This is a genomic window from Vallitalea maricola, from assembly GCF_036985595.1.
Taxonomy (GTDB): domain Bacteria; phylum Bacillota; class Clostridia; order Lachnospirales; family Vallitaleaceae; genus Vallitalea; species Vallitalea maricola.
Genome location: NZ_BTPU01000005.1, coordinates 74,055 through 99,530, shown reverse-complemented (window position 1 = coordinate 99,530; position 25,476 = coordinate 74,055). Strand labels below are relative to the sequence as shown.

Sequence of the window (25,476 nt, the reverse complement as noted above, 5' to 3'; positions counted from 1 at the left end):
TTTAACCTGTGTAACACCTATTGCATTCATTAGGCTGTTGTAAAATCTATAGTAGTATAAGGTAGGGTATTACCTGCTGTATCCATTAGCTTGTTAAGAATTACATTATGTAACATGTTTGCTCCTAAGTTTGCTTTTGGTGTAATCGTAACGGTTTTATAATCATCAGATAGAGCAATGGTTGTATCTACATCATTAACAAGTTCATCAACTACCAAGATGTTATTTAAGGTGTTTAGATTCATTGCTTTATTGAATGTTAGTGTTATAGTAGAATCTATTGCTACACCTGTTGCTGCATCTGCAGGAACTGAACTTACTAATGTAGGTTCTGTTGTATCTTCTTCAAATTCTTGGACAGCTTTGTACCAGTTAGCTGCTTTCTGTGGGTTATATCCTGGCGAATCTGTGTCAAGTGTCATCTTGAAAGTGTTATCCTCTCTTACTATAAATTCACCTGTTAATGTAACAGTTTGAAAGTTTATATTTTCACTTTCTGATTGACCGTTTTCCTCGTTTTCCTGCCATTGTCCGTTGTATAACCATACATAACGCTTTGCACCATTTTCTTTGGTAAAGTTAAATCCATAAGCCATCTTAGGTGCTTTATCTGTACTTTTGGTTATCATCTGACCATTGCTATATTGATGTCCTAATATTTTGGCTTTTAAGGCTAATGGTAAGTTTGTAAATGTTGCTGTTACTATGTATTTGGTTGTTTTTGCTTGTGTTGCTCTCGCTGCATTATCTCCATACAATGCACCTGTTGCTACTTGTGGAGCTATTTTTATATCAGTAGAGTAACTTGCAAATTCAGGAGTTTCATAAGTCATACCATTTTTAATAGCTATATGGGAGTTTTCTACACCTGTCATATATCCTTCCATGTATATCGTTCCTTTCTTGGTTATTCTAGTTTATTGATTCTATTACAAGCTTTCTATATCTCATTATCTTATGTTGTATACCTGTTGACTTTTCACTAAGTGAATGGGTATAGAATCTCTTGTACTTGTTTTCAAACATGACTTTATCTATTTTAATGGATAAGTCTGTTGAACTTGAATTTTTAGTCCATATATCAAGTTGAATAGCTACTTTACTTGACATTACTTTATTGTCTGCATATTTATTAGGTATATTGTCTATTTCAAGATATGTGATAATAGGATATTTTTCTGCATCTACTGGTGGTTGGTTAGGATATATCCTATTTTTCACAATGGCTGTAATGTCAGCATCATTTTTAAGTAGGTTTACTACTTCTTTATTAAGGCTTATCATTTCTTTTTCAACTCACTTTTTGATTCTTTTATGGCTTCTTTCACATCTACTTTTATATGATCTATATTCATATCATAGGCAGGCTGTAAAAATGGTCTTGCCTGTGTTCCCCATTTGCTTATGTTTTTGGCTACTGCATATGCTACGTCTTTAGCTTCACCTTCGTATGCTTCAACACCATTCAAGATAACACGTTTTACCCAGGGTTCTAATGCATCTACTGGTGGAAAGTGAGGGCTTGAACCAAATTCTATAATGGCTGCATATTCAAGATTCGTTCCAATTTCCACAACTGTTTTTGATTGTGTTGATATTAGCCTAGTTGCGATAGATGCTCTTAAATGTCCAGTATCTACAATAACAAGAAGTTTTGCATCTGATTCAACTTGTAAACCACCTTTATATAATGCTCTTTCTATATTGTTGGTGGCTCTTTGATGGTAGGCTCTAAACTTTTCTTTTAATCGGTTAGCACCTATGAAACCTTCTTTAGCCATCTACCTCACCTTTTAACCATTGCAATATAAATTCAGTGTGATAATCCCATTCATGAGCTAATACAACACGATAATTTTCATCACTCACACGAATATATTCGCCTTCTTCCATTGGTATAGGATTATCTGAAAAACACCTATAACGTATATTGTCTTTTTGTATTCCGTATTCTTCCTGTGCTGTTTGACTAGAATAAGGTTGAGCATCTATCGCAAATCCGTCTCCTGATTCTACAAAAGTTAATTTGATATATCCTTCATCATCTGTATTTTCAGTAACTTGCAATTTTATTGCTGTCGCATTAGTATACATGTAATCATCTCATTTTTATTTTTCTATAACGGTTCAATTTTTTAGCATAGTTCTTTATAAAATCACTGCCACCTGCTCCAGTAAGTTTATTGTAAGATTGATAGTTAATACTTCTATCTCCCTGACTTTCACTACTTAAATTACCTAAATAACTTCCTTTTCTTGAATTATTGTAAATATCAACTACTATGTCTACTAAGGTGTAATTAAGCCCTTGTGGAAATTCTTTTATATTGCAGTAATTAAGTATCTCTTCAAGATATTGATTTATGTAACTGTTAAGTTTATCATCTTCGCTTGTATCCGTAATATCTAATCTTAATTTCACTTCTTGCAAATAATCCAATAGATTCACCTACTTATTAGTTTTACCTTTGGCGTTATCCTTGTTCGGGTCTTTGTTTTCAGGCTTCTTTTCCTCTTTCTTGTCACAACGCTGCATATGATATTTTATAATGCTGTCACTATATTCTTTCTTACAGTAAGGGCATTTCATGTTGTTTCACCTCCTAGAAGGGTATTAGAAAATGTTACTAATACCCTATTGGTATGTAAGTTTATCCTAGAATGATTTCTGCTAGTTCTGCATAAATAGTTTTGAATCCATAAAGCACATCCATTGACATCATATTCTTTTTGAATTTCATATCATAACCGTATACTACTCTTAGAGTGATTCCGTTGTAACTTACTGTATATGCTTCTTTGTCTCTTGGTAATTCTAAACTTCTGGTTACAAATGCAAAGGCATTCTTATGGAAGCCAATGTTCGCTACGTGAGCACCTGCAGTTTTATCTATAAATGTTATTGGTGTATCATCAGAAATATCTTCTTGTAAGCTTGGATAGATATTTACTGCAGCTATAGCATTACCTGACGCTTCGGTTGTATCTGCAGTTACAACATGCTGATAAGTTCCTATTGTCAGTAAGTCACCTTTTACTAATTTACCTGTCATTGCTGTAGCATCAATGTTAATTATATTTTGACCTTTGGTTACTGCTCCATTAACTTTTGGATCAGTTGCACCTGTTGCAGTTCCTGCTTCATGAACGCTTACAGCTTGAGAATAATAATTATTTATACCGTATACACGACCAATAGAACCTTCTCGTAGTGCCATTGGTGTTCCTGCTTTATCAACATTTACTAGTGCATCAAGTGTTGTGAATTTTGCATCTGCATCAACATCCCATACAGCTTGTCGATTACTCATTGGTACTTTTCTTTTGTTCAATCCTTTACGAATATTACTAATGTCTTGTAATGCCCCTGGTGTTGTTCCTGATGTTCCTGAAAAATATGGAATGTCTTGATATAGGTCAAGTCCTTCACGGTTAATCTTTTCAGCAAGTGCTACAGCCATAGGCTCTGTAACTTGTTGTCTGAATTCTGCTGCTTCAAGTGCAAGTTGTTTACTAGTCACCTCTACGGAAACATCAGCTAGTTTATCAAGTGTTATGGATACTTTTCCAGTGTTGATGTCCTGAACTTCTACACCATTATCTTCATCAAAATCGTTCGCTTGAAATACTGGTGGTTTCTTAATCTGAATAGTATCCCCTTTTCCTGCGAACTCTTGTGAATAGTCTTGGTAAATCAAGTTAGGGAATACAAGATTGTCTACAAGTATTGGTAGTGCCTGTCTAGCGATTGACTGCATAGTTAAAAATTTATTAGCCATTATTAATCTCTCCTTTTAATCTCTAAATACTGATTATTACTGTTTATAGTGTCTTTCAAAATATTCTTTGTCACTTAGTTTACTGTCATCTGTAGTTGTTTTACTGCCTGTTATTGGTGTATTTCCTGCTATACGTTTGTTGACAGCTTCTTCAACTGCTTGGTTGAACATGCTTTGGAAAGTTTCAATTTTTTTACTGGTAGCTGCCATGTCTTCACCAATAACAAGCTCCAAGCAGTCCGTTGGTAAATTCTTTTCTGCAAGCAGTCTTGTTGTTTCAATTTTAAGTTCTCTTCTAGCAATGTCTTTTTCTTTTTCAAGCAGCTCTTTTTGTTTTCTTTCCCTTTCTGCTTTTTCTCTTTCATCATCATCAAGTTTAGCTAGTCGCCTTTCTTCTTCAAGCTTTGTTTCTAGCAGACTGTTAAAACTTTCTTTTTGTTCTGCTACTGCTGCAGCAACCGCTTCATTAACCATCTTTTGATGTTCTTCTTTTGTCAGCATGGTCTTTTCTTCTTTTGTTTCAGTAGTTTCTTTTGTTTCAGTAGTTTTAGTCTCCTCTTGGTTAGTCTCTTGATTATTGGTATCAATGTTTTTATTTTCTTCCATTGTTAAAGCCTCCTAAAATTATATTTAAAATATGTTTAAAGCGTTATGCTCCATATTTTTTATACCATTTTTCATAACTTAGATTACTTGGTACAAAGTAATATCTACCTAAGCTTTTAGCTCTTCTAAATTTGTTTATATCCATTACTTTATCAAAGATAGGTATTGTGGTACTTCTACAGTTTGGATGCAAAGGTGGGTAGTTCGTTCCTACAAGTGCATCTTTTATGTTAAATACTTTATTATCCTTTTTTCTGCATTTACTTGAAGTTCTTCTATCAAGGGTAGCAATAAATCTATATTTCATTACGATTCCTGATTGTTCATAGGACTTTTTATTACTGGCATTATAGATATAATTGTTCTCTGTACGAACTAACCTAAAAGCGTTGGAATAAGCTACATTCATTCTTTTGGCTACTTTCTTAGCCAATTCATGATTACTTTTCCCTTGTATAAGTCCTTGTTTAAACTGACTTTTAATGGTTTTCAATAACTTTGTTTTATGCTTCCATATCCTGTCTGAATAGTCTTTACCTGACCAGTCATAATGAATAACAAAGCTTAACGCCTGCCGATTGAGTCTTACAAAGCTTGTTCCTATATTAGTTCCTATCTGTATTTCGTATATGCTTCGATAATAATTTTCCTCATATACATCTATCAAGTATTTTTCTATACTGTCTTGAAAGGAGTTGTAGAGAGTTTCAATTTCATGCCTTATTTCGCTTTGTAAGGCTTGTAATCTTGTTATACTTCCTTTGGAACTTAAATTCCTAAGATAACGATTGTATGTATCATTCATGACATTATCAGCTAGATATTTGTCAACTTGCTTTTTAAACACTTCTAAATCTGTTTTATCAAGTTTTTTCCTAGCTTCGTAATAAGTCAGTTTGTTATCTTTGGCAAATCTTTTATAAAGCTGTTCTATCCTCTTATCTATTGCTGTCATGGATACCCTAAATTCTTTTTCCAAGTCTTTTAGATATTCTTTAGCTTTATTATCAAATTCTTTTTCTCTTCGTAATGAACGTTTTTTCCAGTACTCCTTACTTCTCATATAGAATTACCTCTATTCCTCTAGGTCTTCCATGTCGTCTAAATCATCTTCAAAATCTAAGCTGTCATTCTCTTTTTCCTTTTCTCTTTCAATCTGCTCTATCTCTTCGTCCACATCATCAATAAAGTTTAGTTGTTTGAGTTGTGTTCTCTTTGATGTTATGCCTTCAAGTCCTTGTGCTTTTTCAATGTCTTCTAAATCATTTAGGATCATGTTTCTAGTAAAGATAATTTCTATATCATCAGGATTATAGCCTGTTCCTTTTTTCATATTTATTACATTAGTTATAAGCTTTATTTTCTTCTTTTCAGCAGGTTCGAACTTGTTTTCTTTCATTATGGCAAGCTGTTCAAGTCCAATAAGCTTATACTTAATCGCAATACCTGTAAGATTCCCTGCAAAGCTTTCATCTGTTAAGGCAGGTACTTGACTTAAAAAGAATATATCTTTGTATAATCTGTTTTTATAATTTTCTACTGCAGTATCATTCATGTTTTTAATCAGCCATTGTGCCTGACCTTTTTCATCTAGTAGAAGTATCCTTTCTTCTTTTAATGTTTTGGCTGAATTAGAACTGTCTTCACTATCATCATCAGAAGTAAGTCCACTTGCTCCAACAAGTACTAAGTAAGCATCTGTGAAGTATTCAAAGTCATTGGCTGTGTCAGATTGTGCCAAATCGTAAGCATCAATTAAAGATATAACATCTTCAAAATCTCCTTTACGTTCTTCATTGTTCCAGTAAACTAAAACAGGTACATCACCAAATGGATGAGTTTTCCTTTCTTCCTCAACATAGCTTTCATCAGTTTTTATATAAGTTATGATTTCATCTTTTGTATAAACATCAGCATAGTATTTGATTTCATCTGTCAATATGTCTTTTTCTTCATAAGGTCTTATAGCAAAGGCTAGAAAGTTATCTACATCATTGGAATAGACTGGTATTATTTCATCAGCTTTAAATTTCTTATATTTTACCTTTGCGTTTTCATTAACGTATAATAATTCAAAGGCTACACCATTTATACTTGTTTGTTTACTTGTTTCATAGTTTACATTATCATTATTGTTGTCATTCATAACCTCATTCAATGCATCTATGTAATCACTTCTATGTACCTGACTTTTTCTCTTACCTTTTTTCCCAAATAGTTTTTTGAAGAAATTTCTTTTCTTCTTGCTACTGTTATCTTTTGTAGTATAATTAATCCCTTGACCTAAAAAGTAAGATGTTGCCATGTTGGTTATGTACTTTGCGAAGCCATGAGCTAGTTTATTGTTTGGTTTAGTAGTATCATTCATTTCTCTTTCTAATATTTGATTCTTAACATCATAGTACTTTTCCAGAACATCAAATCTAGGCACATAGGTACTGTTAAAGATATCTATTATTTTATTTATCAGCTCTCCTGTTACTTCTGTGCCTTTTGAAACTTTTATCATTGTTGGAACTTCTAAATTTATATTTGTTGTTTCCATCTAATCACCTACAATCCCAACTTACTACGTTTTATCACTTTTGCTTTTTTCTTTACTTTTACATCACCATTGATAACTTCGACTATACCAGTAGTAGCATCTGGTGCATCATCATGAGGATTTTTGCCTTTGCGTTGATACTTGAGCATATCCCTTGCATAAAGCTCGAACCTTGTTTCCCAATCCTCTGGCATGATTACTTGTTCCATGACATTACTGCTATTTACAATGATACGAGTTCTTTTGTTCTTGGATTGATGAAACCAAAAGACGTTAGTAATAAAGTTCTTGATTTTCCTAAGAATCTTGCGAACATTTCTAGCAAAACCACGACCACCGTTATTACTTTCAAATATGGAATTTCTAACACGGTGTAAATTCAGTATTCTAGCTGTTTCTTTTTCTGTTACTTCCATAGGTTCATCTGTGTAATAGACATCAAGAACATAAGCATATCTTTCTATAACTCCTGCTACAATACAGCATAAAAAGTCAGTACCCTCATCTGCAGTATCAATGTAAGCAATAACATCCGTAAATTTGTCTTTATCCACCATGTCATAGGTTTTAAATCTTTTATACAACGCACCTTTTTTGTCAATAGGCTCTTGCATGTAGTTAGCGAGAAAGATATCGTTGTCTATACCATCTTTTTTATCTGCAATGGCTTCTTTACTTAGTATTTGCCTACATAAAGGTTCACCATCTTTATTCAACACTGGCATTTTCAATTCATAACAACGGTCTGGGAATTTTTTAAGTAGTCTACCTGCTAGATCATCACTCGCCCATCTGGTCATAATAATAATCTGTAATGCACCTTCTAGCATTCTTGATGTGAATGTGTTTTTATACCAGTCCCAATGGTCATCTTTTATCTTTTCATTTACAGCTTCATATTTATTCTTTATAGGATCATCAATAATACCAATATTACCTCTCATACCTGTAATTGAACCATTAAATGATGTTGCAAGGTATGACATGTAAGAACCTTCCAAACTCCATAAGTCCATAGCACCGTCACCACGTTTGATATGTACATTTGGAAAAAAGCTATTGACAACATAACTATTATCATCACCGTAAGTTTCCTTATCTTCTATATGCTCTCTAACACCTTTTGCAAATCTGGTTGATAAAGTTTGGTTATATGATGTTGATATAATCTGATTCAATTTATTTTTACCAAAAGCCCATGTTGAAAACATCATAGCTGTATAAGATTTTCCATGTCCTGGTGGTAAGTTGATTATTAAAATGTCATAGGGTTTTCCTGTTTTCTCGTTAATTAATTCTTTTTCATACATCTGCTGCATGGTATTACATAATATATCTTGAAACGGTCTCTCATAAGAAAAAAAATCAGGATTCATATGATTACAATAAACTCTAAAATCATTCTTACCTTGTTCAATTATTTCCAATCGTTCAGTATTAAGATTTATACCCTGATTACGTTTTTTTATATCTTTTAATATTGATTCCATGTTGTCACCTTTTCATATACCTTTTAATTGTTTTTAAACACCTTTTAAAACTTTTTAACTTTCTTCTAGTGTATATTTGGTAGGTTGCATCTAAAATCTAAAATAAAAGGCATTATACGGCTTCAAAAATTAATTCTAAATAAAGGATATCCAGTTACATTTCTAGTTCTATTTTTTCAAATGTCTCGCTTGCAATAATTATCAGCTTTTGATAAAGCTCTGGGTACTTACTTTCTAGTTCGTCATAAAGTCTTGTTGTAAATTCTTCTAATGCTTTTTTACGCTTGTTCTCAATATCTGCCTTATACTTCATAAATTGTATTTTGAGTTTTTCGTTTCCTACTGCAGAACGCTGTAACTTGGTTACTGCTCCAATGACATCTAGTACACTTTCACTTTCCAGTTCTCCCATGTTGGCGTTCATCAGTCTCTCAACAACCATTTCAATGGCTATCTTGTTAGCTGCTTCCACCATATCAGTATCAGGATTATCTTTTGTTTCCTGTAAGACAGCTTTTACCTGCTCCCTTATTTTCTTAGAATGTTCTAGTCGCTCTTTGAAGTTCTTAGCATATCTGTGGACACCTGCTATAGATGTACCTTTTATTTCTCCTTCTTTTACTTCTTCCATGTTGTTGATCCAATTCACTATGTCCTTATAAGGAATACCTTTTTTCAGTTTCACATCAATAGCCTGCTGCAGCTCTTCGGGATAGGTTTCAAAAGTGTGTCTTGTTCCTCTTTTACCCATTACCTAACACCTTCCAAATAGTCAATACCTTTGGCTGTTATATTGGATATGTAGCGTTTCATACCATACTGACTATTTTTTACTTCACTGGTTGCTATAAATCCTTTGTCTTTCAAGTAGAAGATATCTTGGATAACGGTTTTATTATCCATTTCATAACCTGCTTCATTAACTAGACTTGTAATAACTTTTTCTCCAACACCATGAGGACTGTTTGCTTGAAGTATTTCTAATATGGTATCTCTTCTTTCTTTTGCTATTACATCTTTCATAAATTCCACCACCTTATTTTTCTTATATGATTATCCCTAGGTCACTTTCTAATCCGTCAACTATATCCTGTCCCCTTGCAGTTATTCTAAGAAGGTCATCATCTGTATTAGTTAAGTCTTTTTTATTCCATTCAATATAACCTTTGTCATTCAAGTAGTTTAAAACAGATTTAAACTTACTCATTGGCAATCCCTCTGTTGGACTGAATGACTTTTTAATTACATTAATCTTTACAAAATCGCCCTGGTACTTATCAAGCTCTTTCAAAACTTCGCCCCTAAATACCTGCTTAGTCCTTACATCAATGTTATGCATATTTAGTACTCCCTTCTATTATTTCTTTTGCAAGAATCCCTCTATGTTTTTCACTACACCATATACGCTGTCAAGTTTCTTATTTATGTCTCTGGTCTCACTACTAAAATCTTCCTGCTTGGTGTAATTTCTTGCCACATGTTCACGGAATGTATAAATTTCTTTTGAAAGCTTCTCCTGCTGCTCTTGTAATCTTCTGACCTGATTTTCATTTTTAGATTCTATGGTGTCTATCTTGGCTGTGATTTCTTTTTGTACCATATCCATTTTAGAATTTATGGTGTCAATAAGTTTTTTGAAGCCCTCTTCTGTCTCCTTATTGTTGTTAAGCTTATAATTATTAAAGTTTCCTTCTAGTTCCTCAATCTTGTTTGAATTGTTGCCCTGTTTCTTTTCAAAGTTGTTAAGTGTCCTCTTCATGAAGTAAGTGTTACCTGATACAAGTAAACCAACTACTACCATAATTACATCAAATATGTATTTCTCCATCTTACATCAACCCTTGTTCAGGCTTGGTCTCTTGTTTTAACTCGAATACTTTTTGTTCTATAACATTCTGTATATAACCATCTACGTTAGTAATCCACTTTGATAAATATTGCTTTTCGTTGTTACATACATTTACAACTTCATCAAAAGCTTTCTGTCCAAGTTTTTCAATTTCTTCTTTTTCGATTTCACCATCTTTTACCATTTCTCTTAATTCTTTGGCTGTAGTTTGTTCAATTGATGTTACTACCGTTTTAGATACTTGATTAATACGCTCCATTGCTTCTCGTATTAAGAAAGTCATGTTATCATTCTTAATCAGTGCTGTCTGCTCCTTTGCCTTTGCTGTTAATTGGGTAATGAATTTTACAGCATAAGCACCAATTAATGATATAATACCTATTACAATAGTAATGCCTAAGTTTGTTATAGTTTCTTGAATCTGTTCCATATCCTTTGACTCCTCTCTTTTTTGCCAATAAAAAAATATCAGCAGAACTTAATCTACTGATATTTTACTTCAATATATAATAGGGCTGTTAAGAAAAACTTTTAGTAATTCTTTTCCACTATATGTTTAAATCGAATAATGATAATTGTTGTTTAATTGAATTGTCACTTACAATTTGCTTTATCCGTTTAGTTGTCAAATTATATTTTTTAGCAACTTCTTTTAGATTGTACCGATTGTATTCTTTTTTTATTTTTCTGTCTCTTACAACTTTAAGTAGTTCATCCAGTTTGTTAACATATATAGAATCCCCACCATATATTTTGCATAATTCTAGCAGATTATCAAGTCCTATTATTTCAGCCAATTCTTTGTTTTTTTCGTCTAAATCTTGTATAGTGATATCGTTCGTCCAGTTGTTCATGTTAAACACCTGCTTTATATATATTTAACTTTGCTGTTCCTCTATGTTGTTAAATACTTTTGGTTGGCATTACCTTTTATTGCTCCTATTTTTGTCTTTAGACTTGTTGTCAGTAATGCATCACCGATAATATTTGCTTTATTCTCATTAATAAATTTAATAAGATGCCCTTTTACATACTCTGGGTTATGAATGCATAAGTTTCTATACCCATAGTTCTTAACAATTTTATAAGCTGTATCACTATGTTTTCTTATGTATTCAAGTCCTTCACCTGATCTATACATACCAAACTTATTTACAGCATCATACATAATAGCAACTAGTTCATCAGCAGTTTGTAATTCATTTAAACAAACCATCTTTCTAATGTCTGCTACTGTTGGTGGAAAGCTTTGTGTTTGTATGTATTTGTTAAGACCGATACTTACCAATCTGTAATCTAAATCTTTAACATTTTCATACCATGCATCTAACTGTTTTGTAGTCAATTTAAAAGTGCTGTAAAATGCTGAAATACCTGCTATAATCTTTTTAAATTCTGGTTTATCCAAGATTATTACCCCCAGTTCTGCAATGTATCGACCATGTTATTAAAGTTACTGTTTCCCTGTTTAGGCTTTTTACTATTATTCATCTGTATAGTTAACTTATCATAATTACGTCTTACTGCTTCTGGACTAAGAATGTTACCCTGCCAAAAGTTATTACTATGTGCATATGCTATAATTTCTTTTGTCGCTTCCACCTGTCTATTATCCAGTCTAAGAAGTCTGTCAAATCCAATAGCCCACTTATTCAAATCACTGGGTACTTTCGCATATGGATTACTTCCTAGAATACTGTTTTTAAGATACAGTGCTAATTCATATTCCTTTGAATCAATATCAAATGTTTTAGTTTTTCTTTTCTTGGGTTTATAATCAAATTCTTTACCACAATGAGGACATATCAGTTTCATTAGGTCACCTTCGCTTTCCTTTTTACCATACTTTTCAATCCTTCAATCACCTTGCTTTTTTGTCTTGTGTTTAACCATTTCAGATGATCTACTTGAATATTGATTCTTTTCTTGATGAAACCATTGAGACGTTTCATATCAATTTTATTTTCATCTGTTATCCATCCAAGCTGTCTAGTTAGTTTCATGATATATTCGTCCTGGGTCATTTTATTACTTTGATAAGAAGTTCTAGGGTAATAATAAGTCTTCCCCTGACGTCTATATAAATCTTTTATTACTGTTTGCTGTTCCTTGATGGTTAGTTCTCCAATACTATCTTTACCAGTAAGACCTTCGACGATACCATGTAATTCATCTTTAGTAATATTAAGTCCTTTTTCCCCTGCATTCGCCCATATCTTACGATTGTTGGTTTTCCATGTTTCTGATTTTTTCATCATAACACCTACTTGTAAGAGCAACCAATTCTTGTATTTTCTTTGACTAGGATAGTCTTTTTAAGCTTAGTTATAAGAAGTGGTATTTCTTCTTTGTCATATCCTGCAGCTGTAAGAATTTCTACAAGCTTCCTATAATTCATTGATTGATGTATAAAGTATAAATATACTTCAATATCATTCTTAACTTCTTCATCCACTCCAACACTTTCAAGAAACTCTTTGTCTTTTATCCAAGTACCTTTTAATTTCTTCTTGGCAAGTTCTATCTGTGTGTTGTTCATTTTCATTTCTTTCAGTATATCTTCTAAGTCTCTAGTTTCGTAATTTTTGGTGAATACTGCTGTTATACCTTCCTTGAATTTCTTGTCAAATTTATAATCAATTTCCTGTGTTTTGGTTATACAGTTTGATGTCACATTTTTAAGTAATCCTGAAAGGGTGATATAGTCCTGCATTTCCACATCTTCTGTTTTTTGAACAAGAGCATAATTATTATTGTTTCCCCAGAACTGGATAGTTTTAAGATTTTTATCTTCAAGTTGTTGTAGTCCTCGTTTCTGTAATTCTGCCTTGATAGTCTCCATTTCTTTTTTTGCTTCTGATTGTGCCTTGTGCTGTTTAGTAAATTCATCTACTAATTTGTCAATACGCATGGTATTATAATCCTGATTCATTTCTCTACACTCCTTTGTTGTTCTGCTATTGGTTCTTTGCCTAATGCTTCACTGATAGCATCATGGCAATTTTGACAAACATATTTACCTTTGTAATTCTTAACATTTTCCTGCTTTCCACAAAAGATACAGCGTGGTAGATAAGGCTTTAATATAATGTTTTTACCTTCAACAAATAATTCGTAGCCATCACCTGATTGTATACCGTATTCCCTTCTTAATTTAGCAGGAATCGTTATTGCTCCACTTTTTGATACTGTTCTGAATGTTCCTTGTGTCAACATCTAATCACCCTTTCTTATCATCATTTATCAATTCAATAATTTGGTCACATATAACATTGCATAAGTAATCACAAGCTTTTTCATTTATGCATAGGATTCTTTTATCTTTATAGATAACTCTTATTTCATAATCAGGAATATCTGAAAGGAATCCAACTACTTTTAATCTTTGTCCATCCTGAATCACTTTTTCTATATCCTTATAATCTGTATAGCTTTCTAAAATACATTTCTTGCAATCTTTTTCTTTACATTTATCTTTTAATACTTTTTGCATTTGTTGTATATTCTTAAGTGCACATTTAGTACAAACAAACATATAGTAACAATCATTACTATCTTTCTGTTGTTCTTTAATTTGTCTACCCAATGGAATCTCCCAACATTTCTCACCACATGAAGGGCATTTTGTGAGTATCCAATCTTTACTACCAGGTTGTGGAACATTACTTGCTAATGGCATACATATATATTTAACTTCCATTAAATCACCCTTTCCTATCTAACAACCAAAATAACTGCTTTACCATTTCCTGTTGTCCTTTTACCATTAGCTTTAACACTGTATGTATTATGAGTCCTGTAGCATGTTACATTATGTCTCTTAGCAAGTTCTTTTGTTAGTTCTGCATCTGTAAAAGCATTAAGAGGTTTATTGTATTGAAATACTGGTTTTCCTTTTACTGTTCTAGTTCCTTTTTTAATATTCATAGTATCGTATCTCCTATCCGACTTTTTTATAAGTCTTTTTTATCTCTGTAATTGTTTCATCTAATATTTTTTTATCAGTATCATTTAAATTGTTTTTACTTTTTTGAAGCTCCAAGAGAAAATATAATATATCTGCTCTTTCACCATTTCTTAATAAACATTTTGGTTCTTTATCCACTTTGTCGTAATAAGCTAACATAATATCAACCCTTTCCTATTTTTAATCATATTAATTTATCCTTCAGCATTTTCATCATACTCTTGTTCACTTATTGGTATTAACATGGAAACGTCAATATTTAGTTTGTTGGCTATTCCTTTCTTAGCTTTATCATGTAGTTCGTCGTACTTGTCACCAATTAATTTTCTGTATTTAGTTGTTAGCTTAATTTCAATGTAAGCACATTCCTTTTCACCTGTAACAGAATCATAAGCTAATCCTGCTTCTTTTAATACTTTGTAACAGAACCTATTCTCTATCATATGTATCACTCCATTTATATTTTTTTACCAACCTACTTTTATATCTTTGATTGTCCAATCAATAGCACTTGTATATACTGTATGCTTTTTATATGGTCTATAATCTATTTTGTAACAAGGCGTATCCCCTTCACCTTTATAAGCTGCCCATGCATTACATGGTGTTATATAGCCATGTTGTCTTAGATTACCCATATAAGTTGCTTTTTCAGTTACCTCATTACCAAAATGACCTTTTGCTATTATAGTAATTTTAGAACCAACTGGAATAGATTTAACTTTTTCTAGTAAACTCATTAATATACACATCCTAAAATCAATCTATTATTTGTACTAAGGTAATCCATTTACTCAAATACTTTCCTTTAGCGATTCAAGTTTTTTTCTTATTACTGTATTCTTATTACAATCTTCATAACTAGCACATTCCTTACAATATGGAGAATCTGTTTCACCTTCACAATCGCATTGATTATAAAGTTCTATTTGTAGCAGATTCAAATTATGCAATATTGCATCAAGCATTATATTAAGAATTTCTTTATCCTTATTTTTTCTTTTTTTATATCTCACAAGCTCTTCCCCCTTACAAATCACAAATTGGATTAACTACTTCTTCAAACAAATCCATTGGATTATATTTTGTTTCACCTTGTTTTATTAGATTTTCCTTATATTTCTTTATTTCCATAGCTATTTTCATCATCTTTAAAACACCTATTTCTTGTAAGTCTATATCTTTTTTAATACCTGTATTACTTGGCGTCATGAATACAATAGCTTCTGTTATATAAAGTGCATTCTCATAAACAGAAAAATCTTCAAATTCCTTATTCACTTCATTTGCAAATTTTCTTCTATTAAGTCTTGGCTTTACTGGTGGTAGTACTCCTTTTGCCCTCATTTCTGCACGAAATCGTTTATTTGCTTCCTTTTCTTTTATAGTCATTCTTTTGTATTTTCTTTTAGCAGCCATTACTTCACTTCCTTTTTTATTCCACTTTAACACGTTTTAAAAAGCTATTTACAAGCTGTTAAAAACGTGTTAAAATTAAATTCGTTGTTATTATATTTTAGGCTTTTATAAGCCTTTTTTTTATGTCTAATTAAATCCAATTCCCATGAATTTCGCCATACTCACAAGTCCTTCAATAGTTAAGTCTCCATTACCTGCAGCATTAAGATATAGATTAACTGCTCCACGTACTCCCCATTTACTAGAATGTGAAATACGATATAAAAACTTTTGTTCTTCTTCTCCAAGCGTTGGAAATAGTTTAACCATATCTTCAAATTGAACACTAGTTGTAAGTACATTTTTCCTTATTGCTATTCGACTGAATAACTGTGCTAGTTGTGCTTCTTGTTTTCCTGTCATTCTGTTATAAATCATTTCATTACCTATCAATACTAATCCACAACATGAATCATCTACTATCATAGAACGAAGATGTTCTAATGTCTTAATAGTCAAATGCTGTGCTTCATCAATAATAACTACTCTATTAGAATTTCTAAGTTTCCTTACTATGGACATGTAAGCAGCCATATTTGTTCGTTTATCTGTAATTCTAAGTTCTTCACAAAGTAATTCATTTACACCTTTAGTATTAGCAAATACAGGACTAATTGTTATCATAATTGCATCTGTATTTTGTCTGCAATACTCTCTAGCTCCTTCTGTCTTTCCAATACCTGCATCACCATAGGCAGTACCCATTACCCCTTGAATATGACAATATGTAATAACATCCATAACAGTTTTAGACACATGAGTAGGTTGGAAATCAGGTCTTTGTGGTGCTATTTGCTTTTGCTCCTGAACCTTTAAATAAGCTTCAATCTTAGGTATTACTGTATGAGGTGCTTTATACCCATCATTCAAAAATAAAGAAAGTGTTGCAGGCGATACATTTATCGCCTTAGCAAATGCTGATTTGCTCATTTGATTTTCTTTTAAGTATTCATTCACCATATTGATAGATTGTTGAATTTGTTCTTTTGACATATAATTACTTCCCTTCTTTAATAATATTTATTATTGTTTTTTCTTGATTTCTTTAGATTACTAATCATTCTATCCAAATCAATATTAACGTCCTGTCCTACAGCTTTATCCATTAGTTTAGGATTATATTCTGTTTCATCAACTCTAACCATTTCTAAAACCTTTGCTTTCGGCTCTTTTTGATTCTCAATGTTCATATTGGCACGTTTAAGCATTATATCTAATTTGTCAGGAGCTTTATAAACATTGATTGAATTATCTTTCAAATAATTTTTAACTGTTTTTTCCACTCTTTTAATCTCACTAGCAGCCTTTTTAATATCTTCTTTACTTGCTCCATATTCAAGGGCTTCTTTGTTTTCTGCTATGCATAGAAATTTATCATTTTCATCATAGACACGAACTGTTCCAACATTTTCAGGATCATATCTTAGATATACTTTATCTTTTTGATGTGTAACAATTAATTGTTTATTCCAGTAATATAAATCCTGACCATACAATTTAAGCTTGACACCCATTCTATTAACTGTCTGCATTCTGGTACTTCTCATAAGCATTAAGTTTAAATCTTCTTTTTTAGCAGTTCTTTTTATGATTAATTGTTCTTCATATACCTGGTTAGGACTTTTCCCTTCCATACCTTCACCATATTGCTCCTGTTCGTTATACCAACCTTCTACATATGTATAAAAGTTCTTTGTAAATTCATCATCCATAATGATACTATTAAGTACTTTTACTTTATCTTTTAGGCTCTCTGGTCGTTCTAAAATATGCCCCCCTGTATATGTATCTATTAACTTACAAAACTCGTTTTTAAACTGTTTAAACGCACGTTCAACTATTTTTGCACGTCCATTTCTTACTATGGCATTTGTAAATTTAATACCTAATCTTTCAAGTATTGTTGGAACTTGATGTTCTCCATCATCTTTAGTTTTTCTTCTACCCCTACCACCTATATCATGAACCAAGAATTCACGACCATTATCTGTATATATTTCTTCTGGTATACCATATCTTTCAATGGCTTTCTTTAAACAATACAGGTTTGCATCTGAATTAGGTGTATTGGTTACATAACAACCAACCATTTTTCTTGACCTTATATCCTGATAGGCTGTAACATATAACCTATGAGTTTTCTCTTTACCATCATCAAATCTAGTAATAACATCAAATGTATGGTTATCTGCAACCCATATTTGATTACTATGCAAGTTTTTATATAACCTTTTTATATAAGGCAACGCTTTATCTTCACAAGCTTTCTTACCATATCTAAAATACTGTATAATTGCATATGGTATCTTTTGGGCTTCTCTGTGATATGTTCTATAACTTGCTAGTGGAAGTAATTCAGGTCTTTCAAGTATTGCCCATTCTTTAACTAATCTATAGCAATGTGAAATATCGCTTCTTGCTTCGCTCAAATAATATTGTTCAAATATTGCCCATGCTGTAGGATTAATAGTTGTCTTTCCTCTATTCTTTTTTCCTCTATTCTCAATTAAAGCAGTATCACCATATGTTTTCCAATTCTTCCATCTACGTTTTAAAGTAGAAATTGATATATTATGTTCTTTATGACTGTTATTCCATACTGCAATAAATTGTTGATCCAACTCTGTTTTTTTACCGCCTGTATTTCTAAATGTATCCCAATCTTCCAGTAACTTTTTCCAGTAGATAATTTGTTCTCTTTCTTGCCTAGTGTATTTATCAAAGCTTTTTTCATTGTCAATATTATTAATTTCAATGTCAACAACTTCCTTTTGCCTTTGTAATCTATAATATTTTCTTTGGTATTTAGGTTCCAATGAAATTAGTGGTATACGATACTGTTTTCCGTTCTTACCACCACGACTTGATTCTTCTATCAAAACGTCATTTATATTTCCGTTAGTAATTTGATTTCTAATCCATCTTTCGCTACAATTCTTTAATTCCGCAACTTCTTTTACTGTAAGTAATACTTCCACTTTTCCACCCCCTTGTTATCCCTTACATTCCTCTAACTAGCAATCTTTTTTTCTTCAATCTCTAAAATACTGCATATTTGATTAACATGTTTTTGTGGTCTTTTAAGACCTTTTAAAATATCACATAAATAACTATCACTTATTCCAACTATTAAAGCTAAATCATGTTGTGTTAAATTTTTTTGAATTAACGCTTGTTTAACTTGCTTACCAAACTCTGTTGTCATTCTTCTTGTTTTTGCCATTGAAATTCCTCACTTTCAATACTTTTTAACATTCCACCAAGTTGATAACCAACATATTATTTAGATATAACTTTTAGATATGGTATATTTTTTAGATATGAAGTATAATAGAATTGTATATTTACGATTTATAAATTACTTGTATTTGACATGTTGTGTTACAATTTATGTGAAACTTTTCTATATATATTATTATAATTGCATATATGCAATTTGTCAATTATAAAGTTGATATTTTGCAATTAAATTCAAAAAGGAGTTGATTAGATGCAATCACTAGGAGAAAGAATTAAATATTTAAGAGAGTTAAATAACTTAAATCAAGATGAACTTGCCAAAGCATTTAATGGCAACAAAAGTACAGTTAGTAGAATTGAAAAAAATCAAACAAATCCAACTTCTATAATTCTACTTGCAATAGCTAATTTTTTTAATGTATCAACAGACTGGCTTTTGACAGGAGAAGAAAAAGTACATACTAAACAATCAAATTCTATTGACCTTCCCCCTCACTTTATAAAATTACTTGGTGATGTTTCAGATGATGAAGTAGAATTAATTTTAAATTATAGAAAATTACCAGATATTAAGAAAGGTAAATTATTAGGTAAATTAGAAGTAGAAACTTCTGTTGCAGATACGCAATTCAAAAAACAAAAATTATTCCTTTCAAAAGACGAAGAAGTAGCTACTAAAGAATTAGCTTGATTTTTATACTTATATAGTGTATTTTTACACAATTAAACATTAATAATTTTGTTCATTTATCTTGTCAATAACAAATATATTTAATATACAAAACTTTTATATTCCTTGTAAATACAGTATTTAATGATATTGAGGAAGTACTTCGCCAATTCGCCAATAATACTTCCCCAATATCAATTATATTTTTTCTATTTTTGTTTCCAAACTTTTAACTTTTTAAAACTGTTAAATGCCTATTCTCAATGGTTTAAAGATTGTTAAAAATTATTAAAGATAATACGTATTACATTTTACAGTACAATAAAAAAGAACCATTTTTTATATTTTGGCTCATTTTATAGAAATTAGTTTGGTTTATATAAATTCTTTTAACCGTTGTTATTTCGGGTTTTTATCATGTTATACCGTGTTTTTTCGTATTTTTCTTTTTTATCATTTATTATGTCAATATACAACTTCTGCCATCACTTTCAATCTTAATCTCCCTTACACTATCATCATACCAATCAAAAGTATCGAAGTATTGTTTTACAGCTTCAGTACGCATAACATACGGCATAAAATTCATAAGATGTGTACTGCCATCTCTTCTTTCCCAGAAGAATCCACATTTTTTATAAACTGGTACAGCTTTATCATTACCTTGCCAAGTATATAGATCAAGTCTTGGCCACTTGGACTCCATAGCCTTCTTAACACATTCTTTCACAAGGGTTTTACCTATTTTTTTACCAATATGGTCAGTTCTAACATTCAACAAGGGTATATAAGAAGCTCCTTCATCTTGCTTATACTCAGAGAAGCTGCAATAACCCACAACTTCATCTCCGTCAAGAGCTAGAAATGCACAGATATTACCCATTTTTTCATTTTCATTGATAACATCTTCTGCGGTTCTTGATACCTGTTCTCCTCCCCAGTTCTGTCCGCTTTGGTTCCACATATCAGCTAAAGATTCTGCATATGTGTGGTCATACATTACTATTTTGATTCCATTCATTGCTTTGCCCCCTTCTAATTCTTAAAAATGAATAAAAAAATAAGCCGTATTATCTACAGCTTTGTATAATAAAAAAACTGTAGTGTAAACTACAGTAATCTTACTAATATCAATTAATATATAAAAACTGCAGGTCTGTACCTACAGCTAAATATAACTTATTATTATAAATAGACAGTATCCTTCAACTGCAGGTCATGTTGTTCAATTATATTATATTGTTTGTTTTTCCCAGTATTTATATTAGTTTTTAACATTTACATGACCTCCTTTTCACTAATTCTATTTATTTACTTATTTATAATATCATGAAAATTATTCCATTTCAAGCATTAATTTTAGATATATCTTATAGATGATACTTCAAGCTATTTAATTCATTAATATTAATTTTATCTTCAAAACCTATAATGCCTATTAATGCATAGCTATTAGTCAGCGGATTATATTTTAATTCATTGACCAGTTGAAAATGTTCTATTTCAGAAGAATTTCTTAGATGTATTCTTGGTCCAGTACATGGGAAGTTAATATTATCTATAGCTATATGATTATCATCAACATAACACACATCAACATTCTTTTCAATAAGTTCCTTGGTCTTTTCCTCTAGAACATCAATGTCTATATTAGGTTTAGTATCAAATTCTAGAACAAAACCATGTTTTACGTCATTATGTCCCTCACAATGTTCAAATCCAAATTGTTTTTCTAAAACAAAACCAGTTAAATCTTCTGCTGTATGAGCCATTCTTCTGAATTTTATTGATTTGTGAACAATATTTGCAATATCACCTGGACATGGACCAAATATACTAGGTCGTGTCACAATAACTTCTTCTCCTATACCAATTATTATATCTGCATTAATATTAAGATATGGATATAGTAATTCAAAATGTTCAACGATGACTCTTTTTCCATTATTTACTGCTTCTCTTACGGCATCAGCTAACATATATATTTGTGTAAATGCTGATTCGAATCTAACATCAATATGATACGTATGGCTACTAAAAAAGCCTGTATCTGCACCATCTAATAATGGTAGAGGTCTTACATTAACTCCATCATCATCATTGGTAAGTTCTAGTCCTGGAAACATACCTTTAATAAAAACAGATTTTCCTGCTCCTGCATCACCAATGACACCTACAAGGTTATCTAGTGGACTTAAATATCTCTGAGATATCTGATGACCTAGATTTAATAATCTTTTTCTACCCCTAGGCGCAAAATAAACTGAATACATCAACGCTTCCTGCAATAATGTTATAGCCATGATATCACTTCCTTCACATAACCACCAACAGATGATTTAGCATTACCATTATACTCTATATAATAAATATAGGGTACACATACAGTATCTATATTAAAACTTTTCATCGCTTTCACCTCATATTTATTCTTAACAACATAGTATCATAACAAAAGCACTAATGATACCGTTATTTTTAATTATAGATAATAAGATGAGCAAAATCAATTAAGATTTTAATGTTAATTCTACTCTTGTGACCCTATATATCATAGAAAATCTATTCAATTATTATGCTGCATTTTGATTAATGTAACTTCTTACCAAATCATAATTAACTTTGATATTGTAATTGAAACTACTGTTTTCCTCTATTTTATTTTTAGAAGTCCTTTCAAACAATTTGAATTTGAAAGATGCAGTTCTACAGCTTTCACAATAAACTAAATGACATTCATAGTATTCATCTGATTTTTCACCTTTGTTAACATGTTTCTGTATAATTTCTTCTAGGAATACATCCATATTCATATCTTTCACTAATGTTTCTAGTTCATCAAAGAAAGCTTTTCCATTAGCTTTTGGTATATTGAATATCTTTTTACTCTTTTTATACTTATTACAAGTATCACAATATTCACTTTTACCTTTTATACCTGAACCAGATAATAAACAACCTGCTATAATACCAAGATAATCAATTATAGCTATTATCCATCCAAAAGTTGGGTTAGATACTTCTGCCAAAGTACGTGAACGACGACTAAAAGTAATTGGCGTATTCTCGATTAGATATTTATTATAATTGAAAAAAGTCATTGTACCATATCCATCTATCTCATAATTACTAATATGGTCCCCATCTAAAGTATAAACAATATCCTGAGTTTGTTCATCAAAACAAGTCAAATAATATGTAGCATATTTAATTGATACCAGACAAATAATTGCCATTAACACACCAATGAAAAAATGTGCACCTTTTATCTTCTTCTGGGATAAGAATAATCCTTTGAAAAATCCGAAGCCACATACATAACCTACTCCAATAGCTCCTACTGGCACAATAAAGAACAATGAAAAATGAATAATTTGAAAATCTGTAAATACCATTATGATTACTGGTAAAGCGATACTAACTATTAATGATAATAGACCTAAGATAATACTCATAGTTACCCTCCGTTAATATTATTTAATTTAATTTATACAATGCTATATATAAACACAGCCTTCATATTATAACAAATAAGTTGATTGTTGTTAATTAGTAATAAGTATGTATAGATATAGGTATTTATTCACATATATTTTTACATAATACTATATAAATCTACTCTAAATGCTAATTTTCTCAAAAGATTTAGTTTCAACTGATTTTTGGCACGCATCTAAAATACCTTCAATATTTTTACATTGATTAATTGAAGGTGCTTTATCAACAACAATATCATTTTCAATTTGATATATAAATGAAGCTAATGAAGCTATGTGTGAATCCATAAAAAAACCTTGAGACATCTTAGCAGCTGGATAAAATTTAATCATATGCTTATAATAACTATCATCTTTATAATAATCTTCATCAAGATGTATTATATTTCCTAGGAAATTATAATATTTAGCATCTAGAGGATTATCATAGACATCAACAAACAATGAACCTTTGGTTCCATAAATTCTTACTCTAATTCCATCATCACCTACTGCTATTCTAGATACTTCAACAGTTCCCTTTATGTTACTACTAGTATGTACATGGGTTAGTGCCCAATCATCAACTGTGACTGCTTTTTCATTGCCTCGACTATCTTTTCTTGTTTTTACAAAAGTATCAGTAAAACACATAACCTCCTTAACTGGCTCAACTAAAAATTGTAATATGTCAAAAGCATGACTACCTAGATCATACAGTGCTCCTCCTCCACTGATTTCTTTGTTCAATCTCCAGGCATAAAGTTTATCAGGGTTAAGATATGAGGAATGATAATATTCTATACGAAAACTAGTAATCTCGCCAATTACATTGTTTTCAATAGCTGCTCTTGCTTTTGCAAAAGCTGGAATATATCTCAATGTATAACATAATTGAATCTTTGATTTACTTTTGCTATATTTATCTAATATTTCCTTAGTCTCAGAATCATTCATAGAAAGAGGTTTTTCACAGTATATATTAGCTCCTGCTTCCAACGCTTTTAATATCAAATCTTTATGATAAATATTAGGACTACATATATCAAGTAACCCTATATCATTACTATCTAAACATATTGATTGTGAATCAACAGTTTTTTCAAAACCAAATGATTTGGCTATTTTTAATCTTACATCGGGATTTCTTGTAACTAATTGATTCTTTATAATAGAACTCTCTATAGGTAAACCTAATAAGTTAAAATTATTCATAGCGACCAAATGTATCTTACCAATAAATCCCAATCCTACTAAATTATAATTAATATTCATTTGCAGTCCTCCTTAATTAAATACCTAAATAAAAGTTCCTATTTCATATAGGAACTTTTATATTATAACATATTTATCAAATTATTTATAAGACAAATTTAACTAGTCTAATGGCTATAGTCTATAGATTATTCTTATTTTTTCATTAACATTTTCTTTTCTTTTTCAATCATTTCCCATAACTTATTTCCTGCATTATGAATAACTTCAAAAAATCTTGTTTCACAGGAAGTAGTTCCTGCTCTATTCATGTTAGTTTCAAATAACAATGGATCATCATAGTTAATTTCTGCCATAATCTCTGCAAACCTTTGCCAATTAAAATTATTATTGACTTGAAAAGGTATGGTATGCGAATCATCTCTACCATCATTTTCGTGCAAGTGCAAAACTAAGAGTCTTTCTTTATATCTTTCTAAAAAATCCATTTCATTATCAGGATTCAATAATATCCCATGACCGGAATCAAAACAAAATCCCATAAAATCCTTATCAAATTCATTAAATATCAATTCAAATTTTTCAATTTCATATTGGTAAGGTTCTGTAAATAAATTTTCAAGTGCAATTTTCACACCTTTCTCCCTACAATAGGGCTCTAGCTCTTTGAATGATTTAATTACTTGATTATAAAATACATCCTTATAACCTTTTTTCATTTCAATTTCTCCATACGGTACTAATAAATGAAGAACAATACTATCTGTACCAATAGCATGAGCTAAATCAATTCTGTTTCTAATCAAATCAACTCCTGCTTTTCTAACATACTCATTTTCAGAAGTAAAATCTTTTAGATTATCCCAATAATTTCTAACTTTAAATCTTTCTTCACGATCTTTAAATGGGAAACTTGAGTTTTTACCGCCTTCTGATGCATGAACAGAATATGCTTTAAGTCCATATGTATCTAACCACTCTTTTATCATTTTCATTTCATATTGAGAATATATATAATATCCCGTTCCATCATATTGCCAATGAATATATCCAATCTTTGCATCAGATATTTTTCTTAATTGTTCTTCTCGTCCTTCAACACTATTTGTATATCCATTAAATGTATTGCTAACAGCTATTTTATTCATACTATCATTCCTCTTTCTTTTTTTTATTTCAAA

At 31.0% G+C, this 25,476-nt stretch carries 38 protein-coding genes; 1 reads left to right on the top strand and 37 read right to left on the bottom strand.

Annotated features, from left to right (window positions below; all coding sequences use genetic code 11):
- Window positions 1–29: 29 nt before the first annotated feature.
- From AACQ14_RS02105 to AACQ14_RS01950, 32 genes are all read right to left on the bottom strand, one after another.
- Window positions 30–887, bottom strand: coding sequence for a major tail protein (locus AACQ14_RS02105; protein ID WP_339361910.1), 858 nt, complete (start codon window positions 885–887; stop codon window positions 30–32).
- Between the two features lie 25 nt (window positions 888–912).
- Entirely contained in the window at window positions 913–1,284 is a 372-nt protein-coding gene (gene gp17, locus AACQ14_RS02100) for a tail completion protein gp17 (protein WP_113671198.1), read from the bottom strand.
- Window positions 1,281–1,781 carry an HK97 gp10 family phage protein gene (locus AACQ14_RS02095; protein WP_113671199.1) on the bottom strand — a complete coding sequence of 167 codons (501 nt, stop codon included), beginning with the start codon at window positions 1,779–1,781 and terminating at the stop codon, window positions 1,281–1,283. The genes gp17 and AACQ14_RS02095 overlap by 4 nt, the downstream gene beginning before the upstream one ends.
- Entirely contained in the window at window positions 1,774–2,094 is a 321-nt protein-coding gene (locus AACQ14_RS02090; protein ID WP_113671200.1) for a hypothetical protein, read from the bottom strand. Before AACQ14_RS02090 ends, AACQ14_RS02095 begins: the two co-directional genes overlap by 8 nt.
- A gap of 4 nt (window positions 2,095–2,098) precedes the next feature.
- Window positions 2,099–2,440, bottom strand: a complete 342-nt coding sequence (locus AACQ14_RS02085; RefSeq protein ID WP_339361909.1) for a phage head-tail connector protein — start codon at window positions 2,438–2,440, stop codon at window positions 2,099–2,101.
- Window positions 2,441–2,449: 9 nt separating this feature from the next.
- The gene (locus tag AACQ14_RS02080) at window positions 2,450–2,590 is read right to left on the bottom strand and encodes a hypothetical protein (protein WP_339361908.1); all 141 of its coding nucleotides are present in this window, start codon (window positions 2,588–2,590) and stop codon (window positions 2,450–2,452) included.
- A gap of 61 nt (window positions 2,591–2,651) precedes the next feature.
- Window positions 2,652–3,779: a P22 phage major capsid protein family protein gene (locus tag AACQ14_RS02075; RefSeq protein ID WP_339361907.1), complete on the bottom strand. Its 1,128-nt coding sequence runs from the start codon at window positions 3,777–3,779 to the stop codon at window positions 2,652–2,654.
- Window positions 3,780–3,815: 36 nt separating this feature from the next.
- Window positions 3,816–4,385, bottom strand: coding sequence for a DUF4355 domain-containing protein (locus tag AACQ14_RS02070; RefSeq protein ID WP_339361906.1), 570 nt, complete (start codon window positions 4,383–4,385; stop codon window positions 3,816–3,818).
- Between the two features lie 43 nt (window positions 4,386–4,428).
- The gene (locus tag AACQ14_RS02065) at window positions 4,429–5,448 is read right to left on the bottom strand and encodes a minor capsid protein (protein ID WP_339361905.1); all 1,020 of its coding nucleotides are present in this window, start codon (window positions 5,446–5,448) and stop codon (window positions 4,429–4,431) included.
- A 12-nt stretch (window positions 5,449–5,460) separates the two neighbouring features.
- Window positions 5,461–6,930: a phage portal protein gene (locus AACQ14_RS02060; RefSeq protein WP_339361904.1), complete on the bottom strand. Its 1,470-nt coding sequence runs from the start codon at window positions 6,928–6,930 to the stop codon at window positions 5,461–5,463.
- 8 nt (window positions 6,931–6,938) lie between these two features.
- On the bottom strand, window positions 6,939–8,420 hold the full coding sequence (gene terL / locus AACQ14_RS02055; protein WP_339361903.1) for a phage terminase large subunit: 1,482 nt from the start codon (window positions 8,418–8,420) through the stop codon (window positions 6,939–6,941).
- A gap of 154 nt (window positions 8,421–8,574) precedes the next feature.
- Entirely contained in the window at window positions 8,575–9,171 is a 597-nt protein-coding gene (locus tag AACQ14_RS02050; protein ID WP_339361902.1) for a phage protein Gp27 family protein, read from the bottom strand.
- A complete protein-coding gene (locus tag AACQ14_RS02045; RefSeq protein ID WP_339361901.1) occupies window positions 9,171–9,443 on the bottom strand; it encodes a hypothetical protein in 273 nt (90 codons plus the stop codon). The genes AACQ14_RS02050 and AACQ14_RS02045 overlap by 1 nt, the downstream gene beginning before the upstream one ends.
- Window positions 9,444–9,465: 22 nt before the next feature.
- The gene (locus tag AACQ14_RS02040) at window positions 9,466–9,759 is read right to left on the bottom strand and encodes a hypothetical protein (RefSeq protein WP_113671210.1); all 294 of its coding nucleotides are present in this window, start codon (window positions 9,757–9,759) and stop codon (window positions 9,466–9,468) included.
- Window positions 9,760–9,777: 18 nt separating this feature from the next.
- A complete protein-coding gene (locus tag AACQ14_RS02035) occupies window positions 9,778–10,248 on the bottom strand; it encodes a hypothetical protein (RefSeq protein ID WP_113671211.1) in 471 nt (156 codons plus the stop codon).
- A gap of 1 nt (window position 10,249) precedes the next feature.
- Window positions 10,250–10,699 (bottom strand): hypothetical protein, encoded by a 450-nt coding sequence (locus tag AACQ14_RS02030; protein ID WP_339361900.1) that lies wholly within the window; start codon window positions 10,697–10,699, stop codon window positions 10,250–10,252.
- Window positions 10,700–10,817: 118 nt separating this feature from the next.
- Entirely contained in the window at window positions 10,818–11,123 is a 306-nt protein-coding gene (locus AACQ14_RS02025) for a Mor transcription activator family protein (RefSeq protein WP_113671213.1), read from the bottom strand.
- Window positions 11,124–11,164: 41 nt separating this feature from the next.
- On the bottom strand, window positions 11,165–11,677 hold the full coding sequence (locus AACQ14_RS02020; protein WP_339361899.1) for a replicative helicase loader/inhibitor: 513 nt from the start codon (window positions 11,675–11,677) through the stop codon (window positions 11,165–11,167).
- 5 nt (window positions 11,678–11,682) lie between these two features.
- Window positions 11,683–12,084, bottom strand: a complete 402-nt coding sequence (locus AACQ14_RS02015) for a hypothetical protein (RefSeq protein WP_113671215.1) — start codon at window positions 12,082–12,084, stop codon at window positions 11,683–11,685.
- A complete protein-coding gene (locus tag AACQ14_RS02010) occupies window positions 12,084–12,524 on the bottom strand; it encodes a regulatory protein GemA (RefSeq protein WP_339361898.1) in 441 nt (146 codons plus the stop codon). The genes AACQ14_RS02015 and AACQ14_RS02010 overlap by 1 nt, the downstream gene beginning before the upstream one ends.
- 8 nt (window positions 12,525–12,532) lie before the next feature.
- Window positions 12,533–13,201: a hypothetical protein gene (locus AACQ14_RS02005; protein WP_339361897.1), complete on the bottom strand. Its 669-nt coding sequence runs from the start codon at window positions 13,199–13,201 to the stop codon at window positions 12,533–12,535.
- Window positions 13,198–13,485, bottom strand: a complete 288-nt coding sequence (locus tag AACQ14_RS02000; protein WP_339361896.1) for an AbrB/MazE/SpoVT family DNA-binding domain-containing protein — start codon at window positions 13,483–13,485, stop codon at window positions 13,198–13,200. Before AACQ14_RS02000 ends, AACQ14_RS02005 begins: the two co-directional genes overlap by 4 nt.
- 4 nt (window positions 13,486–13,489) lie before the next feature.
- Window positions 13,490–13,969: a hypothetical protein gene (locus AACQ14_RS01995; RefSeq protein ID WP_339361895.1), complete on the bottom strand. Its 480-nt coding sequence runs from the start codon at window positions 13,967–13,969 to the stop codon at window positions 13,490–13,492.
- 14 nt (window positions 13,970–13,983) lie between these two features.
- Entirely contained in the window at window positions 13,984–14,196 is a 213-nt protein-coding gene (locus AACQ14_RS01990) for a hypothetical protein (RefSeq protein ID WP_113671219.1), read from the bottom strand.
- Window positions 14,197–14,209: 13 nt separating this feature from the next.
- On the bottom strand, window positions 14,210–14,395 hold the full coding sequence (locus AACQ14_RS01985; RefSeq protein ID WP_339361893.1) for a hypothetical protein: 186 nt from the start codon (window positions 14,393–14,395) through the stop codon (window positions 14,210–14,212).
- Window positions 14,396–14,430: 35 nt separating this feature from the next.
- The gene (locus tag AACQ14_RS01980; RefSeq protein WP_339361892.1) at window positions 14,431–14,679 is read right to left on the bottom strand and encodes a hypothetical protein; all 249 of its coding nucleotides are present in this window, start codon (window positions 14,677–14,679) and stop codon (window positions 14,431–14,433) included.
- Between the two features lie 24 nt (window positions 14,680–14,703).
- The gene (locus AACQ14_RS01975; protein WP_339361891.1) at window positions 14,704–14,976 is read right to left on the bottom strand and encodes a hypothetical protein; all 273 of its coding nucleotides are present in this window, start codon (window positions 14,974–14,976) and stop codon (window positions 14,704–14,706) included.
- A 54-nt stretch (window positions 14,977–15,030) separates the two neighbouring features.
- The gene (locus AACQ14_RS01970) at window positions 15,031–15,252 is read right to left on the bottom strand and encodes a hypothetical protein (protein WP_339361890.1); all 222 of its coding nucleotides are present in this window, start codon (window positions 15,250–15,252) and stop codon (window positions 15,031–15,033) included.
- A 13-nt stretch (window positions 15,253–15,265) separates the two neighbouring features.
- Window positions 15,266–15,655 (bottom strand): addiction module toxin RelE, encoded by a 390-nt coding sequence (locus AACQ14_RS01965; RefSeq protein ID WP_339361889.1) that lies wholly within the window; start codon window positions 15,653–15,655, stop codon window positions 15,266–15,268.
- A 126-nt stretch (window positions 15,656–15,781) separates the two neighbouring features.
- The gene (locus AACQ14_RS01960) at window positions 15,782–16,687 is read right to left on the bottom strand and encodes an AAA family ATPase (RefSeq protein WP_339361888.1); all 906 of its coding nucleotides are present in this window, start codon (window positions 16,685–16,687) and stop codon (window positions 15,782–15,784) included.
- A gap of 17 nt (window positions 16,688–16,704) precedes the next feature.
- Window positions 16,705–18,672, bottom strand: a complete 1,968-nt coding sequence (locus AACQ14_RS01955; protein ID WP_339361887.1) for a Mu transposase C-terminal domain-containing protein — start codon at window positions 18,670–18,672, stop codon at window positions 16,705–16,707.
- A gap of 32 nt (window positions 18,673–18,704) precedes the next feature.
- Window positions 18,705–18,917, bottom strand: a complete 213-nt coding sequence (locus AACQ14_RS01950; RefSeq protein ID WP_339361886.1) for a helix-turn-helix domain-containing protein — start codon at window positions 18,915–18,917, stop codon at window positions 18,705–18,707.
- Between the two features lie 267 nt (window positions 18,918–19,184).
- Between AACQ14_RS01950 and AACQ14_RS01945 the strand changes: the two genes are divergently transcribed.
- On the top strand, window positions 19,185–19,625 hold the full coding sequence (locus AACQ14_RS01945; RefSeq protein WP_339361885.1) for a helix-turn-helix domain-containing protein: 441 nt from the start codon (window positions 19,185–19,187) through the stop codon (window positions 19,623–19,625).
- Window positions 19,626–20,064: 439 nt separating this feature from the next.
- On the opposite strand, the gene AACQ14_RS01940 is transcribed toward AACQ14_RS01945, so the two are convergent.
- From AACQ14_RS01940 to AACQ14_RS01920, 5 genes are all read right to left on the bottom strand, one after another.
- Window positions 20,065–20,625, bottom strand: coding sequence for a GNAT family N-acetyltransferase (locus tag AACQ14_RS01940; RefSeq protein ID WP_339361884.1), 561 nt, complete (start codon window positions 20,623–20,625; stop codon window positions 20,065–20,067).
- 349 nt (window positions 20,626–20,974) lie between these two features.
- Window positions 20,975–21,907 (bottom strand): alanine-tRNA synthetase second additional domain-containing protein, encoded by a 933-nt coding sequence (locus AACQ14_RS01935; RefSeq protein ID WP_339361883.1) that lies wholly within the window; start codon window positions 21,905–21,907, stop codon window positions 20,975–20,977.
- Between the two features lie 270 nt (window positions 21,908–22,177).
- Window positions 22,178–23,059 carry a hypothetical protein gene (locus AACQ14_RS01930; protein ID WP_339361882.1) on the bottom strand — a complete coding sequence of 294 codons (882 nt, stop codon included), beginning with the start codon at window positions 23,057–23,059 and terminating at the stop codon, window positions 22,178–22,180.
- Window positions 23,060–23,224: 165 nt separating this feature from the next.
- Complete coding sequence (locus tag AACQ14_RS01925) at window positions 23,225–24,355, bottom strand: Gfo/Idh/MocA family protein (protein WP_339361881.1); 1,131 nt, start codon at window positions 24,353–24,355, stop codon at window positions 23,225–23,227.
- A gap of 134 nt (window positions 24,356–24,489) precedes the next feature.
- Entirely contained in the window at window positions 24,490–25,443 is a 954-nt protein-coding gene (locus AACQ14_RS01920; protein WP_339361880.1) for a sugar phosphate isomerase/epimerase family protein, read from the bottom strand.
- Window positions 25,444–25,476: the final 33 nt, after the last annotated feature.

What these genes read in the sequence shown, in the direction of transcription:
- AACQ14_RS02105 (WP_339361910.1), bottom strand. Translation starts at nt 887, where the DNA reads ATGGAAGGATATATGACAGGTGTAGAAAACTCCCATATAGCTATTAAA.
- gp17 (WP_113671198.1), bottom strand. Translation starts at nt 1,284, where the DNA reads ATGATAAGCCTTAATAAAGAAGTAGTAAACCTACTTAAAAATGATGCT.
- AACQ14_RS02095 (WP_113671199.1), bottom strand. Translation starts at nt 1,781, where the DNA reads ATGGCTAAAGAAGGTTTCATAGGTGCTAACCGATTAAAAGAAAAGTTT.
- AACQ14_RS02090 (WP_113671200.1), bottom strand. Translation starts at nt 2,094, where the DNA reads ATGTATACTAATGCGACAGCAATAAAATTGCAAGTTACTGAAAATACA.
- AACQ14_RS02080 (WP_339361908.1), bottom strand. Translation starts at nt 2,590, where the DNA reads ATGAAATGCCCTTACTGTAAGAAAGAATATAGTGACAGCATTATAAAA.
- AACQ14_RS02075 (WP_339361907.1), bottom strand. Translation starts at nt 3,779, where the DNA reads ATGGCTAATAAATTTTTAACTATGCAGTCAATCGCTAGACAGGCACTA.
- AACQ14_RS02070 (WP_339361906.1), bottom strand. Translation starts at nt 4,385, where the DNA reads ATGGAAGAAAATAAAAACATTGATACCAATAATCAAGAGACTAACCAA.
- AACQ14_RS02065 (WP_339361905.1), bottom strand. Translation starts at nt 5,448, where the DNA reads ATGAGAAGTAAGGAGTACTGGAAAAAACGTTCATTACGAAGAGAAAAA.
- AACQ14_RS02060 (WP_339361904.1), bottom strand. Translation starts at nt 6,930, where the DNA reads ATGGAAACAACAAATATAAATTTAGAAGTTCCAACAATGATAAAAGTT.
- terL (WP_339361903.1), bottom strand. Translation starts at nt 8,420, where the DNA reads ATGGAATCAATATTAAAAGATATAAAAAAACGTAATCAGGGTATAAAT.
- AACQ14_RS02050 (WP_339361902.1), bottom strand. Translation starts at nt 9,171, where the DNA reads ATGGGTAAAAGAGGAACAAGACACACTTTTGAAACCTATCCCGAAGAG.
- AACQ14_RS02045 (WP_339361901.1), bottom strand. Translation starts at nt 9,443, where the DNA reads ATGAAAGATGTAATAGCAAAAGAAAGAAGAGATACCATATTAGAAATA.
- AACQ14_RS02040 (WP_113671210.1), bottom strand. Translation starts at nt 9,759, where the DNA reads ATGCATAACATTGATGTAAGGACTAAGCAGGTATTTAGGGGCGAAGTT.
- AACQ14_RS02035 (WP_113671211.1), bottom strand. Translation starts at nt 10,248, where the DNA reads ATGGAGAAATACATATTTGATGTAATTATGGTAGTAGTTGGTTTACTT.
- AACQ14_RS02030 (WP_339361900.1), bottom strand. Translation starts at nt 10,699, where the DNA reads ATGGAACAGATTCAAGAAACTATAACAAACTTAGGCATTACTATTGTA.
- AACQ14_RS02025 (WP_113671213.1), bottom strand. Translation starts at nt 11,123, where the DNA reads ATGAACAACTGGACGAACGATATCACTATACAAGATTTAGACGAAAAA.
- AACQ14_RS02015 (WP_113671215.1), bottom strand. Translation starts at nt 12,084, where the DNA reads ATGAAACTGATATGTCCTCATTGTGGTAAAGAATTTGATTATAAACCC.
- AACQ14_RS02010 (WP_339361898.1), bottom strand. Translation starts at nt 12,524, where the DNA reads ATGAAAAAATCAGAAACATGGAAAACCAACAATCGTAAGATATGGGCG.
- AACQ14_RS02005 (WP_339361897.1), bottom strand. Translation starts at nt 13,201, where the DNA reads ATGAATCAGGATTATAATACCATGCGTATTGACAAATTAGTAGATGAA.
- AACQ14_RS02000 (WP_339361896.1), bottom strand. Translation starts at nt 13,485, where the DNA reads ATGTTGACACAAGGAACATTCAGAACAGTATCAAAAAGTGGAGCAATA.
- AACQ14_RS01995 (WP_339361895.1), bottom strand. Translation starts at nt 13,969, where the DNA reads ATGGAAGTTAAATATATATGTATGCCATTAGCAAGTAATGTTCCACAA.
- AACQ14_RS01990 (WP_113671219.1), bottom strand. Translation starts at nt 14,196, where the DNA reads ATGAATATTAAAAAAGGAACTAGAACAGTAAAAGGAAAACCAGTATTT.
- AACQ14_RS01985 (WP_339361893.1), bottom strand. Translation starts at nt 14,395, where the DNA reads ATGTTAGCTTATTACGACAAAGTGGATAAAGAACCAAAATGTTTATTA.
- AACQ14_RS01980 (WP_339361892.1), bottom strand. Translation starts at nt 14,679, where the DNA reads ATGATAGAGAATAGGTTCTGTTACAAAGTATTAAAAGAAGCAGGATTA.
- AACQ14_RS01975 (WP_339361891.1), bottom strand. Translation starts at nt 14,976, where the DNA reads ATGAGTTTACTAGAAAAAGTTAAATCTATTCCAGTTGGTTCTAAAATT.
- AACQ14_RS01965 (WP_339361889.1), bottom strand. Translation starts at nt 15,655, where the DNA reads ATGGCTGCTAAAAGAAAATACAAAAGAATGACTATAAAAGAAAAGGAA.
- AACQ14_RS01960 (WP_339361888.1), bottom strand. Translation starts at nt 16,687, where the DNA reads ATGTCAAAAGAACAAATTCAACAATCTATCAATATGGTGAATGAATAC.
- AACQ14_RS01950 (WP_339361886.1), bottom strand. Translation starts at nt 18,917, where the DNA reads ATGGCAAAAACAAGAAGAATGACAACAGAGTTTGGTAAGCAAGTTAAA.
- AACQ14_RS01945 (WP_339361885.1), top strand. Translation starts at nt 19,185, where the DNA reads ATGCAATCACTAGGAGAAAGAATTAAATATTTAAGAGAGTTAAATAAC.
- AACQ14_RS01940 (WP_339361884.1), bottom strand. Translation starts at nt 20,625, where the DNA reads ATGAATGGAATCAAAATAGTAATGTATGACCACACATATGCAGAATCT.
- AACQ14_RS01935 (WP_339361883.1), bottom strand. Translation starts at nt 21,907, where the DNA reads ATGGCTATAACATTATTGCAGGAAGCGTTGATGTATTCAGTTTATTTT.
- AACQ14_RS01930 (WP_339361882.1), bottom strand. Translation starts at nt 23,059, where the DNA reads ATGAGTATTATCTTAGGTCTATTATCATTAATAGTTAGTATCGCTTTA.
- AACQ14_RS01925 (WP_339361881.1), bottom strand. Translation starts at nt 24,355, where the DNA reads ATGAATATTAATTATAATTTAGTAGGATTGGGATTTATTGGTAAGATA.
- AACQ14_RS01920 (WP_339361880.1), bottom strand. Translation starts at nt 25,443, where the DNA reads ATGAATAAAATAGCTGTTAGCAATACATTTAATGGATATACAAATAGT.